This window comes from Chitinophaga pinensis (assembly GCF_007896845.1).
Lineage (GTDB): Bacteria > Bacteroidota > Bacteroidia > Chitinophagales > Chitinophagaceae > Chitinophaga > Chitinophaga pinensis_C.
Map to the genome: position 1 here is coordinate 1 of NZ_VOHS01000038.1, position 13,738 is coordinate 13,738.

Below are 13,738 nucleotides of genomic sequence, written 5' to 3' on the forward strand. Positions count from 1 at the left end.
GGGAAAGGATGTTTTTTAAACCTCCAAAGATAGAAAGTCGCTTCAAATGGATTCGATAGATATAGTTGGTGAATTCCAGTGCATCAAAGATATTACGTTTGCCGCTTGCATTTGGTCCCATTATCGCGGCGAAGCGGGTAGATTTTCCAGTTTGAAATCCATAAGAGATTTAAAGTTCCTTATGTGAAGTTGTTTTATTCTCATAAACTAAAGAGTTTATTAATACAGTTAAAGAATGAATGAATTATTTAGTCCATCTCCAGAATATTTTTCTGTGTGTCCGTTTTGTATTCTTCATATTCTCTTACGAAGTCGTCCATAATTCCATCCATAACAGTAAAGACCATGTTTATTTCTGCATTAGAAAGATTGGAGAAGGTGTTTTTGTCATTTGAAGATGTCCTCATTTTCCTATAGAAGGTTGCGAAACTCCATGCACATTCATGAGAGATGATTTCACGGAATTTTAGTGGGAGCTCGGTTATAAGAGATTTGATGTCGTACAATAAGTTTCCCGGGTTTTCGTATTGCCGGGGATATTTGGTTTCATCCATAATAATTACTGATTAAGATTATTGTTGGTAATTCTCTAGGGAGATGTGACCTGTCTCCTTAATGATAGACCTATTAAAGTACTACGTGTGTTCACATTAATCACGCTATGGCGGATTATTATTTATTGATTTTTCATTATTACTAAGATAAGTAAAACTTACTTAATAATACGTAAAACGTATTAAATAATACGTAAAAGTAAATATTGATAACTAAAACTTATTGGTTGATAGAGAATTGTATTTCATTAGGTATTTTTCAGCTAGATTTGAAACGATACAATTACTTATGGTTGAAAAAATAAAAATAAATAGAATCAAAGCTGTATTGGCAGAGAAGGATATTAAGCATAAGGATTTAGCAGAAATGGTGGGTAAAACGCCAAGTGCTATTACCCGTATTTGCAATAATGATTTTCAGCCTACGTTGAAGGTGCTTAGGGAAATTGCAATTGCAATAGATGTGATATCAGGGAGCTTCTTGTGCCGACTAAGTAAATGAGTTAGGTAGTTTTTTGGATAATTCGGGTCCGTGAATCATGAGCTTAGTCAGTTGCGCCATCTTAATTTTTGTGTCTAGAGAACTTTAAATTGCCCTATATTAATTGTCACTTACCTATGTTTTTATAAATAATGTTGTTGGAGGCCATTTCTACGTGCAATGTATCACTTATGACATTTACCTTTTGACGTTCCTTTATTAGCCAGTATTATTTGTTCAATAATTGTACATTAACGATTATCCTATAGAATAAGCATAATTAGGACTTAGATCGCTACTGTAACAGAAGAACGTAGATCGAATAATATGAAAAGTCTATCTGTTTGCTACAGGTAATATTACTTATATTATGTAGTTTAAAGGCTTGAACATCTTATTTTATAGTTCTTTCTATATATTTAATGTACTATTAGAATAGTATTGAAGTTTCACGGTATTTATTCCACAATAATTATCATGCTTACAGGATTAGGGGTTTTATAGCAAGTTTTAAATGCAAAGGATGTCAAAAATACTGCTCAGTAACAAGGCCTTTCATTATTCCAATTTTAATCTGCCTAAGAAGTAATTAGAATCAGTTATATTATAGTTTCAAGTGTTTGTCCATTTGGGGAATAGGAAATAAACTTTAGTAGTATTAGATTACGTTATTATATGATAATTTATCCAGTTAAAATCCAAGATAATAAAGAGTCGATTTCAAAAATTCAGCCTAGAGATCTATTAATATATTGTGAAGACCCCTACATGCTAAAGAGTAGTGTTGAATGGGGAAATATTCATATAGTTATTGAAGTAAGTAGTGGGAGCTTTAATATCACCAGTTATGCAGGAGGGGAAAACTCCGTTACTAAAGACCAATTAATAAATGACGACTATTGGTGGTACATGCCTCTACCTGAAAAGCTTCGGTAATTATTTTACGTTAATAAAACAAAAATCTCCCGGCATGCCACTACACACCGGGAGCTCCTCAATAATCTTTCACCTTCTTACGCCAGAGAAAACTTCTTCGCCAGCCAACTCTCTCTCAACGGCATCAACCATTTCTCCTCCAATTCCCCTTTCGTCAGCACCGTATTATTCAAATACAAGGTATTCTCATCAATAAACCCTTTTTCCAGCGCATAAGGCACCTGTTGCATCGGCAGCAGCTGTACTTTCTCTTTCACGATAAACGCCAGCAGCAATCTGTCAAACATATTCACTTCATACTGACGTTCGATGCTCTTGATGATACGTACGGAGCTATCTGTGCTGCAACCGCTGACAGCCGTCATCGACTCATCCGCGATAAGTACAATCACCTGATTGAACAACAGTTTACCCCATCCTTTTACAGGGGCGCCATGTGCCTGCCAGTGTGCTACAAACTGATCCAGTTGTTCCTGTACCTCTAAGGCTTCCCTTTCCTGAAAAGGGCGGTTACTCTGATATATCCAGACCCGGGAGGACGGGTGAAAGTCCGCCGGTAATAAGTTGTTAATTTCCTGTTTCATCCTGCAAAATTACCAAAAAAATGACATCCGTCGGCTGATCACGGTCAGTCGGTATCCTGTTCCAGTCTCTTTCGCATGTATTCGGCTGTGGTCCGGGCTGTACTATCAGGACTGGCAGACAGATTGTCAATGATATTATGCTGTTCCTGAACGGTTTTATTCTGGCTGAGCTTCTGTTTTGCCTGCAGTTCATCGACTTCGATCTCGAAAGCGACAATTCCGTTGAGCAGTTTGTGCCTGAAATCCGAGGGCAGGCCCTGCCATTGCTGCATGTAGGAGGACTCGTAGTCCTGGATACTATTCTCCAATAAGGCCATTACAGCTTCCGGTGCTGTGATAATCCGGGCCTGACCATAGGCATGGATGGATATATAGTTCCAGGTGGGCACTTCCTGTAATTTTTCGTAGTTAGTGGGCGAAATATAGGCATGTGGCTCACTGAAGATGACGAGCGACCGCGACCTTTCCAGACATTCCCATTGATCATTGGCTCTGGCAAAGTGCGCAGTCAGGAATAATTTGTCATCACGAAGGGAAATATGAAAGGGAAGATGGGTAGCCACCGGCACATTGTCTATGCTGTGTATGATAGTAGCAAAGCTGAAGCGTTGCATAAAAGCGGCTATTTCCTGCCGGTTTTCCATCATATTGAGCTTCGGAATATACATCGTTTTATTTTTTTATGCCGTTCAGAAGCAGGTCTTCGAAAGAGTCGTCTGACCAGTCGGACTGCCCATACACTTTATACGGTGGATAGCTTTGATGTGCCTTGTATGGTTTGTGCTGTTTGTAGCTTTTATAAGGCTCATACTGTGTATATCTGTTGGTGGCTTCTTTGGTACTTCCTATGATTTTTCCTTCGTGCGTTCTCACTGAACCTTTATCATACCATCCGAGGTGCTGACCGTTGAAGCCATATACATTATCTTTAACGATATAGGCGACAGGTCTGCCGTCATACAGGTAAACAGACATTTCATCTTTGGTATCGATATAGGCAATGGCTTTTCCGTCTTTATTGAAAAGGGCGACATCCTGTGCATGTACTGTACAGAAAGAAAAAAGAATGGCAAGGGTGTACAACAGTTTCATGGGATGAATATGATGAATGGAATTACTGCATCTGTTGTGCGATCATTTCCGCGATATCCAGTACCTGTACGCTTTCTTCTTTACCCTGCTCTTTCACGCCATCGGTCAGCATGGTCATGCAGAAAGGACAATTCGCAGCGATCACAGACGCCCCTGTTGCTATGGCCTCTTTGCCGCGTTCGAAGTTGATACGGGTGCTTCCTTTTTCCTCTTCCTTGAACATCTGTGCACCGCCGGCACCACAACAGAGGCCATTGCTACGGCAACGTTTCATCTCTACCAGTTCGGCATCCAGTGCTTCCAGTACTTTGCGGGGTGCTTCGTAGATATTGTTAGCGCGGCCCAGATAACAGGAGTCGTGATACGTGATCTTGCGGCCTTTGAAGGTACCGCCTTCCTGCATCCGGATTTTGCCTTCATCAATCAGTTGTTGCAGGTAGGTAGCGTGGTGTATGACTTCGTAATGTCCGCCCAGTTCAGGGTATTCATTGCGTAATGTATTAAAGCAGTGGGGGCATGCTGTCACAATCTTTTTCACCTCATAGCCATTGAGTACGGCGATATTGTTCTGCGCCATCATCTGGAAGATGAATTCATTGCCTGCCCTGCGGGCCGGATCACCGGTACAGCTTTCTTCCTTACCCAGTATTGCAAAACGGATTCCGACTTTATCAAGGATAGTGGCAAAGGCTTTGGTGATTTTCTGCGCACGTTGATCAAAACTGCCGGCACAGCCCACCCAAAACAGGATTTCAGGGGTTTCGCCATTGGCGAAGTATTCGGCCATCGTTTTTATTTGCATGTTATATCAGTTATCAGTTTAACGCTATTATCCATTCATTTCTACGGCCCATTTATCCCTGTCGTCCGGACTCATTTTCCATGGAGCCATATTATTTTCGATGTTGCTGAACATCATATTCCATTCCTGCGGAGCATTGGATTCTTCCATCACGAGGTGACGGCGTAGTTGCAGGATAATGTGTAGTGGATTAATACTTACGGGACACTCCTGTATACAGGCATTACAGGAGGTACAGGCACGGAGTTCTTCTTCAGAAATATAGTCGCGGAGCAGTGTTTTACCATCTTCACTAAAGGAGCCATTTTTTGCTATTTGCAGCCCGATTTCCTCGGCACGATCGCGGGTATCCATCATGATCTTACGGGGAGAGAGCTTCTTACCGGTAATGTTTGCCGGGCAAGCAGCGGTACAACGACCACATTCGGTACAACTGTATGCATCCAGCAGATTCTTCCAGGTAAGGTCAGGTACGTCTTTGGCGCCAAACTTAGGAATATCGGAGGCTGGTGCTTCTGTGGCAGCCAGTTCCGGCTGTAACATGAGCTGTACCTCTTTCTGAACAGCCGGCATGTTTTCCATTTTACCTTTCGGACGTAAATCCGCATAGTAAGCATTTGGGAATGCCAGTATGATGTGCAGGTGTTTGGAGTAGGGGAGGTAGTTCAGGAAGGCCAGAATCCCCAGTATGTGCAGCCACCAGCATCCACGCTCTATGGCCATCAGGGTACTATCAGATAAGCCGCTGAATAGTGACACGAAATTGCCGCTCACCCAGAATGAACCGGTATTGATATAATGTTCATGCCCACGCAGTTGTAATGCCTGATCCGCCGTATTCATGGTCAGGAAAAGCAGCATCAGCACAATTTCGGTGACCAGGATATAGTTGGCGTCGGAACGGGGCCATCCATCCAGCTCATGCTGATTCAGGCGTTTCACCCGTACAATGTTCCTGCGTACCAGAAAGATCGCACAACCGATCATTACCAGCGCTGCCAGTATTTCAAAACAACCGATCAAAACGGGGTATAAGCCGCCCAGCAGGGGAGCGAATAACCGGTGTTTACCAAGAATACCATCAAGGATGATCTCCAGAATCTCCACATTGATGATAACAAAACCCGCATATACGAAAAAATGAAGGACAGCAACCATGGGGTTACGAAACATTTTTTTCTGTCCGAATGCGAGCAACAATACATTCTGCCAACGGGCGGCAGGTTCGTCATTGAGTGATACATCCCTGCCTAGCAGTATGTTTTGCCTGATCTGGCTGGCTTTTCTGTAAAACAGGTATACAGCAATGCCAAAGGCAATTACAAATAAAAGCTCCTGAATTATATGCATACGTCAGATTTGACTTCCTAATTTATAGCAATGTAACGAAAAATAGATGATCATCCATCGCTCAGGTCCTGTTGACTATGGACTCTTTTTCCTAATTTTACTCCGCTTAAATGACCAATATGGAAACTAAGAACGTGATCCTGACCCAGGATGTGATAGAGAAAAAGATCAAACGTATCGCCTACGAGATCTACGAACATAACAGTGATGAACAGGAAATCATCATCACCGGGATCTGGGACAGGGGAATGATACTGGCGGAGAAAATTGCAAAGATCCTGCAGGAGATATCTCCGCTGCAGATCAAATTAGTACGTCTGGACCTGAATAAACAGCGTCCTGAAGGTGTAACGCTCTCCGAAGAAATAGATTTCAACGGAAAAGTGATCGTATTGGTAGATGATGTGGCTAACTCCGGACGTACCATGCTGTATGCCCTGAAACCTTTCCTGCAATTTCTGCCCAAAAAGATCCAGACTGCCGTATTGGTTGACCGTAAACACAAATCCTTCCCTTTATCGGTTGATTTCGTGGGCTATTCTCTGGCAACTACACTCCAGGATATGGTAATGGTGGAAATGGCAGAAGAAGAGATCATGTCCGCATATCTCGTATAAACCCTTACAGGTCATACTAAAAATAAAAAGTCCCGGTACATCCTGAATGGTCGTACCGGGACTGTCTTTTATGTGAAAGCTTATTTCAGCTTCATATCTTTTATGATATTCTCCACTTTCTGATCCAGTGCTTTTGTTGCAGCATCAAAACCAGCAGCGTTTTCCAGTGGCTGGTTTACGCTGAAGTAGAACTTGATCTTAGGCTCTGTACCTGAAGGACGTGCAGAGATCTTGCTACCATCTTCCAGTACAAATTGCAGTACGTTGGATTTTGGCAGATTGATCGGCTTCACTTCACCGGTGTTCAGTGACTTCACCTGCTGCAGTTCATAGTCATATAAAGTAACAACCTTTGAACCGTTGATAGTGGTTGGCGGGTTCTCACGATAGCCACGCATCATCTCGGCGATTTCCTCGGCTCCTTTCATACCTTTCTTGGTAATGGAGATCAGGTTCTCTTTATAATAACCGTATTTTACGTAGATGTCGATCAGTTGTTCATACAGTGATCTTCCCTGGCTAGCCGCATAAGCAGCCATTTCGCAGATCAGGGCTACTGAAGCGATAGCGTCTTTATCACGTACGTTGTCGCCGATCATGTAACCATAAGATTCTTCACCACCGCAGATGAACTGCTCTTTTCCTTCTTTTTCTCTGATCAGGTCAGCGATCCATTTGAAGCCGGTGAGAACGTTATAGCATTTTACGTTGTTCTGTGCTGCGAATACATCGATCAGGTCAGATGTAACGACAGTTTTACAAACGTAGTCTGTGCTACCTGCCAGTCCTTTCTGTCTGCGACCTTCTATAATATAATTGAACAGCAACACGGCTGTCTGGTTACCATTCAGCAGTACCCATTCGCCTTTCAGGTCTTTCACAGCAATACCTACACGGTCAGAATCCGGATCGGTACCCAGCAGGATCGCCGCATCCAGTTCTTTTGCTTTCTTCAGACCAATGCTCATGGCTTCAGATTCTTCCGGATTAGGGTATACTACCGTTGGGAAGTTACCATCCGGAGTAGACTGTTCTTCTACCACGTGTACATTGGTGAAACCATAACGTTTCAGGATCTCAGGTACGAGCGTGATCCCTGTGCCATGGATCGGTGTATATACTATTTTAAGATCGTGTTGTTCTTTGATAACATCCGGCTGGATACTCAGTCCTTTCAGCATCTGCAGATAAGCTTCATCCACCTCTTTACCTATGAGGGTGATGTTGGCTTCGCCGCCGGACCATTTTACCTCGTCTATGGAAGCGATCTTTTCTACTTCACGGATAACATTTTTGTCGTGTGGAGGTACCAGCTGGGCGCCGTCATTCCAATAAGCCTTATAACCGTTATACTCTTTCGGGTTGTGAGAAGCTGTCAGTACGATACCACCCTGACCACCGAGGTGACGGATAGTGAAAGACAGTTCCGGAGTAGGGCGGAGGCTTTCGAAGAGGAATACTTTGATACCGTTGGCTGCCAGTACATTAGCAGCTACTTCTGCAAAGTAACGGCTGTTGTTACGGCTGTCATGTGCGATGGCGAGTTTGATTTCTCCTGTGAAGGCCTGTTTCAGGTAGTTGGCAAATCCCTGGGTAGCCATACCTACCGTATATTTATTCATACGGTTTGTACCTACTCCCATGATACCGCGTAAACCACCTGTACCAAATTCCAGGCTGCGATAGAATGCGTCGGCCAGTTCATCGGGGTTCTCCTGCTGCAATTTTTTGACTGCGGCTACGGTATCCGCGTCAAATTGGCCATCCAGCCACTGTGATACCTTACTTTCAATAATATTATCCATAGAACGATTGAGGTTTGTTTTCTTATTTATCAAAAACAAGTTTGTAAATTAAAGCTAAAATCCGGACAAAATAAAAACCGGGTAAAAGACTCAGCAATTTTCAAACCAACTCTGCCGCTCCGGAAAAAGAGGATGTTGATAAATAGGAAATATTCCACACATAGTTAAAAATTCTGTCTATTGGTTAATTTTGCGCCTATGAGGCGGTTCGAAGATTCTTATAAGCAAAAAGGATTGCGCAGGCAGCTGGTCGATAGTATCCGACAAAAGGGCATTACTGACGAAAACGTATTAACAGCTATCAACAACATCCCACGGCATTTTTTCCTGGATACAGCATTTGAAGGCATTGCCTACGAAGACAGGGCTTTCCCCATCGGGGAAGGGCAGACCATTTCCCAACCCTATACTGTAGCTTATCAATCCCAGTTGCTGGAACTGAAACCCTATGAGAAAGTACTTGAAATAGGAACAGGCAGCGGCTACCAGGCTTGTGTGCTGGGAGAGCTGAAAGTGAATGTATTCACTATTGAACGTCAGAAAAAACTATTTGACCAGGTAAAGCAATTCTCTTTTAAATCCAAATACCCGACCCTCCGCTTCTTCTACGGAGATGGTTATGAAGGACTGCCTACTTATGCCCCTTTTGATAAGGTGCTGGTAACGGCCGCCGCCCCTCAGATACCGGAAAAACTGCTGCAACAGCTGAAAGTTGGTGGAAAAATGGTGATCCCTGTTGGTGGTCACGAGGTACAGCGTATGCTGCGCATCACCAAAGTCAGTGAAACGGACTATGATCAGGAAATGTTTGATAACTTTTCCTTTGTTCCTATGCTGGCAGGTAAGACATTATAATCTGCTGTCAGCAGGTTTTTTATCTTTCTCCTTATCCTTGTCATCCACTTCCTCTTCTGGTCCCTCCTGTTTCTTCTTTTTCCTGAACATATCCGGATCCATTTTGCCAAAACGGTATCTTATGTTCAAACGGATGAAGCGGGTGGTCCTTTTACGGGTATAATCCTGTATGAAAGCCTCCGTCTCGTAATGCGAACTGTAATTCTGGGTGTTCAATACATCTGTGATATTCAAGGAAATCGCTAATGCATTGTTTTTCAGCATCTCTTTCCTGATACCCATATCCACTCCGTTCATCGCTTTAAAGGTACCCTGTGGCTGTACCCGTGGAGAACGGTAATGTCCGTTTACCTGCATACTCACCTTTCCCGGCAGTCTGACGTTGGAATTGACGGTAATACCATACGTAACATACTCATTATTCACATTGGCCCCGGTCAGTTTGCTGTACTCCATATTCAGATTGGTAGTCACATTCCAGCGCGGGATAATATGCAGGTTATAAGTGAAGTTGGCGCCCCAGTCCTTGTCTGTTGCCAGGTTCATCGGACGGGTGGTTGTTACACCGGTAGTAGTATCCAGCAGACTGATACGATCGATGTCGTCATTTGCCTGAGAATAATAAACGCCTGTGCTCAGATAGTCTTTGGTATTCGGGAAATATCTGGAGTAATTCGCCTCAAATTTATGTGTCAGAGATGGCTTCAGTTCAGGATTACCTACCCGGATATTCTGCGGATCGGAGTTGTTGACATAAGGCAGCAACTGGTCAAATCCTGGTCTGTCTACTCTGGTAGAATAGTTGAATATCAGGCTCTGATTCTCATTATGCGGCAGATTATATTTCAGGAAAACACTTGGGAAGACGTTCAGAAAGCGGTTGTTCACTGAAGTGTCTCTGGTATAAGAGAATCCATGGAGATAAGCCTGCTCTACACGGGCGCCTACCTGATAGCCCAGGTTGCCGATCGCGTTGGAGAAGTTGAAATAACCGCCATAGATGTCTTCTTTATAATAATATGTATTGGAAAGGCTCTGGCTTTGTTCGAATTGCTGGCTCGTCTGGTTGAACAGTTCCGCAAGGTAGTCATTGTCATTGCTGCGCAGGGTCACCTTGGCGCCGGTTTCAAATTTACCTTTCTTACCTATCGGAGTGGTATAGTCGGTCTGTATGTTCCAGAACTGATTCTGAGAATTGCCCACATTCCGTTGTATATCATTGTCATCGGGCGTGCCGTTGGCAAACTTGTAGAGTGTACTGTAATTACTGTTGTTCCGGCTTTTGTTGTTACTATAGCTGATATAGGCAGTCCACTCTTCGTTCTGTTTGTCGGTTGTGTGACGGAAGTTCAGGCTGGTATTATTATTCGGACTACGATAATCGCTGCTGTTATGGCGTTCCCCGTTTTTAATCGCCAGCCTTTTGGCATCGAGATAGTCCAGCATGATGTCATCTGCACTGTTGCCGGTATTGAGATTCAGCCCCTGTGCAATGGTAAAGGTATTATAATCATCAAGGAAGTAATCCAATCCGATACGGCCGCCATTACCGCCGTTGCTGTTCTTATTCCGGCTGTCCTGTGTGAAAAATGCCGTACCGGCACTATCTGCGATCAGGTTCTGACGATTACTGTAGCCAGATCCTGTTGTTCTTTCATACCGGCCATTATAGTTGGCAAAGAAGTTAAACTTCCGGATCCGTAAATTGGCATTGGCGTTACCCGTTAACTGTCCGCGGGTAGCTACACCTGTGCTGAACATCACGTTATAACCGATCGCTTTATCCTTTTTCAGCACGATATTAATAATACCGCCGCCACCCTGTGCCTCAAATTTGGCGGAAGGATTATTGATTACCTCTACTCTGTCAATGGTAGATGCTGGTATCATTTGTAAGGCGGTCTTTGCATCTCCGAAAGGAGAGGGCTTGCCATCTACATAAATTGTTACGCTCTTTCCCCGCAGTGTGATGTTATCATCAATGTCAACGTCTATGCTGGGAACATTCTTTAATACATCTGTACCCGTACCGCCTTCCGCAGTGATCATACTGCCGGCGTCAAATACCTGACGGTCTATCTGCATAGAAAACGCTGGTTTCTCAGATTTGATCTCTACTGTCGCCAATACCTTACCTGCCGGCTGCAGTCTTAGCGTACCTATAAATTGTGTAGGCTTATCAGGAACGACCTTTACGGCTTTCACGAGTTTGTCGTAACCCATAAAAGTGATACGCAATACATAGTTGCCTTCGGCAACCTTGTTAAAAGTAAAATCGCCACTTGCCTGTGTGTACATACCGGTGACCACAGAGGAGTCCTGTGGATGTAAGAGTACAACAGAAGCATATTCAACAGGTTTACCGGTAACAGCATCGAGTGCTTTACCAACCAGTTTTGCGGAATTAGGACCGGTTTGAGCAATAGCTGTACCGGCATAGCATAGTAATGCTGACAGCAGCAAACGTTTCAGCATGCAGGATAAGGGTGTTAATTGAGACCTAAATTGTTGAGACCAGAGACAAAAATATTTATCTCATATAGAAAGTATTGCTATTTATGATGAATGGTCAGTTATTGTGGTGTAGGGCAATCATTAATTGTAATAGTCCGATTACAAGACCGAAAAGGGCACCTGCCAGTTCTGCCAGACGCAGCTCTTTCTTCAGGGAACCCTTGATCTGTGCTTTTAACTGTTCACCGGAAATCCCCATTATTTTCCTGCTGATCAACTGCCGTACGTCCAGCTCTTTTTCTGTATGCTGCAGATACTGATCAATAATTTCAGGAAACATGTTGTCCAGTTCTGTTACCAATACTTTCTTTACCTGTTGTATTGTGCTGTCTCCGATAAACATTTTAAACACAGGCATCGCCTCTGGTAATTTTTCCCGCAGAAAAGTATCCATATGCACCTCAACTACCGGAATCATACTTTTTATTTTTTCTGGTTCGGCTAACTGACGACGAATATCTTCGAAGGAAAAAAGTTGTTTTGAAACAAAATCTGCTACCTGATCTGCGAATTGTTGCTGCTTTTTTGAAAATATATTCAGTAGCAAAGAGATCGTTATTTTGTTTGTAAACCAGCCTGCTAGCGCGGTTAAGAGCGGAATGAAGTACACTGACATCAATGATATTTTTAATTATTTTACAAAGAAAGAAGAAATTATTTGGAAGTTAGAAAAGTATTTTGCTATCTTTGCATCCCGATCGAAACAAAACGGTCACACAAACGGTGGTTGTAGCTCAGTTGGTTAGAGCATCAGATTGTGGTTCTGAGGGTCGGGGGTTCGAGACCCCTCATCCACCCGGTTAAAAGGCAGCTTTAAAAAAGCTGCCTTTTTTTATGCCCGTAAGTCTTGCTGGGAAAGGGTTTCAGCAGATAAAAAATAAAAACAGATGTCCTGGAATTACAGAGTAATGAAAAGAAAAAGTGAATCCGGAGAGTATGATTATGGTATTCATGAAGTATTTTATAATGAAAAAGGAGAGGTCATTTTCTGGACGTTGGAATCATTGGTCCCTGTATGTCCTTCAGAAGAAGGCCTGAGAGAGGAGCTGCATCTGATGCTGAAAGCCTTAAAGGAAGAGACGATCGTCTATGAGGATGTATAGAATCAACTTCTGTATTACTATGGAAACCGCTTAGTTATACTTGTCAACTGGTATTCAGGACCCCTCATCTGCAGGGTAGTAAAAAGTAACCTTAAATAGCTGTCTTTTGTTTATACCTTGTGTTAAATTACACACCCAACCTATGTCCAGAATACTCTCTATTACCTTTCTTCTCTTGTCCTTAACTATATGCCTACACGCTCAACAAAAAGTCTCCGTCTATTTCCCGTTTGGAAGTGCTGAACTCTCCGATACAGCAAAACAGACATTAAATACCATTCCTGTTATCCGTATTGCCGATCTTAGCGGACATACCGATACGACAGGTCCCGCTGTCTATAATATTCAACTCGCCGCTGCCAGACTTAAGGCGGTCAGCATTTATCTTAAACGTCTTTATCCCCGGACTACCTTCCGGATGCATAACGAAGGCGAATCTGCTCCTGTTGATATTGTTGACTCACTCAACCGTTGTGTGGTGATCAGCTGGCAGACTAACACTGATAATCCGGCATCCACAAAACAGACTGTTGCAAAAGGAGCTGACAGCCGTCAGTTAGTGGTGGAGGCATCTGATGCGGATAGTCCGGACGAATTGGAATCTGTAGATAGTAATGGTACCGGCGGCACGACAGACAGTCTGCATCCGAATGAGACACTGGTGAAGAAATTTGCTTTACAGAATATCCTGTTTGAACCTGACAGACCGATCCTGACGCCACCTTCAGTATATATCGTTGAACAGACAGCGAAACAACTGTCGCAATACAAAGGCTATTCTTTTGAAGTCAGAGGGCATGTCAACTTTACGGCCAATCTGAAAGTGGAACCGGGCACGCCTCCTTTTGAACTATCGGTAGACAGGGCGAAGCTGGTAAAGCACCTGCTGGTACAATATGGTCTGCCCGCTGACAGGATAACGGCAAGGGGTATGGGAAATAGTGAATTAATCTACCCATATCCACAGAATTTAGAAGAAAAATTAAAAAATATGCGGGTAGAAGTATTAATTTATAAGCCGAAAAAGAAGTAAAATAATCGGCCC

General features: G+C 43.2%; 14 protein-coding genes and 1 tRNA gene. 6 read left to right on the forward strand and 9 right to left on the reverse strand.

Going from position 1 to position 13,738, the window contains the following annotated elements:
* Positions 1-248 precede the first annotated feature (248 nt).
* On the reverse strand, positions 249-554 hold the full coding sequence (locus FEF09_RS24140) for a hypothetical protein (protein ID WP_146307483.1): 306 nt from the start codon (positions 552-554) through the stop codon (positions 249-251).
* Positions 555-777: 223 nt separating this feature from the next.
* Between FEF09_RS24140 and FEF09_RS24145 the strand changes: the two genes are divergently transcribed.
* Positions 778-1,056, forward strand: coding sequence for a helix-turn-helix transcriptional regulator (locus FEF09_RS24145; protein ID WP_222597110.1), 279 nt, complete (start codon positions 778-780; stop codon positions 1,054-1,056).
* A 992-nt stretch (positions 1,057-2,048) separates the two neighbouring features.
* Here FEF09_RS24145 and FEF09_RS24150 read toward each other — a convergent pair.
* From FEF09_RS24150 to FEF09_RS24170, 5 genes are read right to left on the reverse strand one after another with little or no spacing between them, the layout of a single operon-like run.
* Positions 2,049-2,555 carry a hypothetical protein gene (locus FEF09_RS24150; RefSeq protein ID WP_146307484.1) on the reverse strand — a complete coding sequence of 169 codons (507 nt, stop codon included), beginning with the start codon at positions 2,553-2,555 and terminating at the stop codon, positions 2,049-2,051.
* 44 nt (positions 2,556-2,599) lie between these two features.
* Positions 2,600-3,223, reverse strand: a complete 624-nt coding sequence (locus tag FEF09_RS24155; protein WP_146307486.1) for an FMN-binding negative transcriptional regulator — start codon at positions 3,221-3,223, stop codon at positions 2,600-2,602.
* Between the two features lie 4 nt (positions 3,224-3,227).
* Positions 3,228-3,647, reverse strand: coding sequence for a 4-fold beta flower protein (locus FEF09_RS24160; protein WP_146307487.1), 420 nt, complete (start codon positions 3,645-3,647; stop codon positions 3,228-3,230).
* 22 nt (positions 3,648-3,669) lie between these two features.
* The gene (locus FEF09_RS24165) at positions 3,670-4,449 is read right to left on the reverse strand and encodes a (Fe-S)-binding protein (protein ID WP_146307488.1); all 780 of its coding nucleotides are present in this window, start codon (positions 4,447-4,449) and stop codon (positions 3,670-3,672) included.
* Between the two features lie 27 nt (positions 4,450-4,476).
* Positions 4,477-5,799: a (Fe-S)-binding protein gene (locus tag FEF09_RS24170; RefSeq protein WP_146307490.1), complete on the reverse strand. Its 1,323-nt coding sequence runs from the start codon at positions 5,797-5,799 to the stop codon at positions 4,477-4,479.
* Positions 5,800-5,918: 119 nt separating this feature from the next.
* Here FEF09_RS24170 and FEF09_RS24175 point away from each other — a divergent pair, with 119 nt between their 5' ends.
* Positions 5,919-6,416 carry a phosphoribosyltransferase family protein gene (locus FEF09_RS24175; RefSeq protein ID WP_146307491.1) on the forward strand — a complete coding sequence of 166 codons (498 nt, stop codon included), beginning with the start codon at positions 5,919-5,921 and terminating at the stop codon, positions 6,414-6,416.
* Positions 6,417-6,496: 80 nt separating this feature from the next.
* Here the strand turns inward: FEF09_RS24175 and FEF09_RS24180 are convergent, their stop codons facing one another.
* Complete coding sequence (locus tag FEF09_RS24180; protein ID WP_146307493.1) at positions 6,497-8,221, reverse strand: phospho-sugar mutase; 1,725 nt, start codon at positions 8,219-8,221, stop codon at positions 6,497-6,499.
* Positions 8,222-8,419: 198 nt separating this feature from the next.
* Between FEF09_RS24180 and FEF09_RS24185 the strand changes: the two genes are divergently transcribed.
* Positions 8,420-9,076: a protein-L-isoaspartate(D-aspartate) O-methyltransferase gene (locus FEF09_RS24185; RefSeq protein ID WP_146307494.1), complete on the forward strand. Its 657-nt coding sequence runs from the start codon at positions 8,420-8,422 to the stop codon at positions 9,074-9,076.
* On the opposite strand, the gene FEF09_RS24190 is transcribed toward FEF09_RS24185, so the two are convergent.
* Both FEF09_RS24190 and FEF09_RS24195 read right to left on the reverse strand, forming a co-directional pair.
* Positions 9,071-11,551, reverse strand: a complete 2,481-nt coding sequence (locus FEF09_RS24190; protein ID WP_146307496.1) for an outer membrane beta-barrel family protein — start codon at positions 11,549-11,551, stop codon at positions 9,071-9,073. The genes FEF09_RS24185 and FEF09_RS24190 overlap by 6 nt on opposite strands.
* A gap of 94 nt (positions 11,552-11,645) precedes the next feature.
* Complete coding sequence (locus tag FEF09_RS24195; protein ID WP_146307497.1) at positions 11,646-12,137, reverse strand: DUF445 domain-containing protein; 492 nt, start codon at positions 12,135-12,137, stop codon at positions 11,646-11,648.
* Between the two features lie 176 nt (positions 12,138-12,313).
* Between FEF09_RS24195 and FEF09_RS24200 the strand changes: the two genes are divergently transcribed.
* The 3 genes from FEF09_RS24200 to FEF09_RS24210 all read left to right on the forward strand — a co-directional run bounded on the left by FEF09_RS24200 (position 12,314) and on the right by FEF09_RS24210 (position 13,726).
* A tRNA-His gene (locus tag FEF09_RS24200) sits at positions 12,314-12,387 on the forward strand.
* A gap of 90 nt (positions 12,388-12,477) precedes the next feature.
* Positions 12,478-12,693, forward strand: a complete 216-nt coding sequence (locus FEF09_RS24205; protein ID WP_146307498.1) for a hypothetical protein — start codon at positions 12,478-12,480, stop codon at positions 12,691-12,693.
* Positions 12,694-12,835: 142 nt separating this feature from the next.
* Entirely contained in the window at positions 12,836-13,726 is an 891-nt protein-coding gene (locus tag FEF09_RS24210) for an OmpA family protein (RefSeq protein ID WP_146307499.1), read from the forward strand.
* The last annotated feature ends 12 nt before the right edge of the window (positions 13,727-13,738 follow it).

What these genes read in the sequence shown, in the direction of transcription:
- FEF09_RS24170 (WP_146307490.1), bottom strand. Translation starts at nt 5,799, where the DNA reads ATGCATATAATTCAGGAGCTTTTATTTGTAATTGCCTTTGGCATTGCT.
- FEF09_RS24150 (WP_146307484.1), bottom strand. Translation starts at nt 2,555, where the DNA reads ATGAAACAGGAAATTAACAACTTATTACCGGCGGACTTTCACCCGTCC.
- FEF09_RS24165 (WP_146307488.1), bottom strand. Translation starts at nt 4,449, where the DNA reads ATGCAAATAAAAACGATGGCCGAATACTTCGCCAATGGCGAAACCCCT.
- FEF09_RS24140 (WP_146307483.1), bottom strand. Translation starts at nt 554, where the DNA reads ATGGATGAAACCAAATATCCCCGGCAATACGAAAACCCGGGAAACTTA.
- FEF09_RS24180 (WP_146307493.1), bottom strand. Translation starts at nt 8,221, where the DNA reads ATGGATAATATTATTGAAAGTAAGGTATCACAGTGGCTGGATGGCCAA.
- FEF09_RS24175 (WP_146307491.1), top strand. Translation starts at nt 5,919, where the DNA reads ATGGAAACTAAGAACGTGATCCTGACCCAGGATGTGATAGAGAAAAAG.
- FEF09_RS24160 (WP_146307487.1), bottom strand. Translation starts at nt 3,647, where the DNA reads ATGAAACTGTTGTACACCCTTGCCATTCTTTTTTCTTTCTGTACAGTA.
- FEF09_RS24210 (WP_146307499.1), top strand. Translation starts at nt 12,836, where the DNA reads ATGTCCAGAATACTCTCTATTACCTTTCTTCTCTTGTCCTTAACTATA.
- FEF09_RS24190 (WP_146307496.1), bottom strand. Translation starts at nt 11,551, where the DNA reads ATGCTGAAACGTTTGCTGCTGTCAGCATTACTATGCTATGCCGGTACA.
- FEF09_RS24155 (WP_146307486.1), bottom strand. Translation starts at nt 3,223, where the DNA reads ATGTATATTCCGAAGCTCAATATGATGGAAAACCGGCAGGAAATAGCC.
- FEF09_RS24185 (WP_146307494.1), top strand. Translation starts at nt 8,420, where the DNA reads ATGAGGCGGTTCGAAGATTCTTATAAGCAAAAAGGATTGCGCAGGCAG.
- FEF09_RS24205 (WP_146307498.1), top strand. Translation starts at nt 12,478, where the DNA reads ATGTCCTGGAATTACAGAGTAATGAAAAGAAAAAGTGAATCCGGAGAG.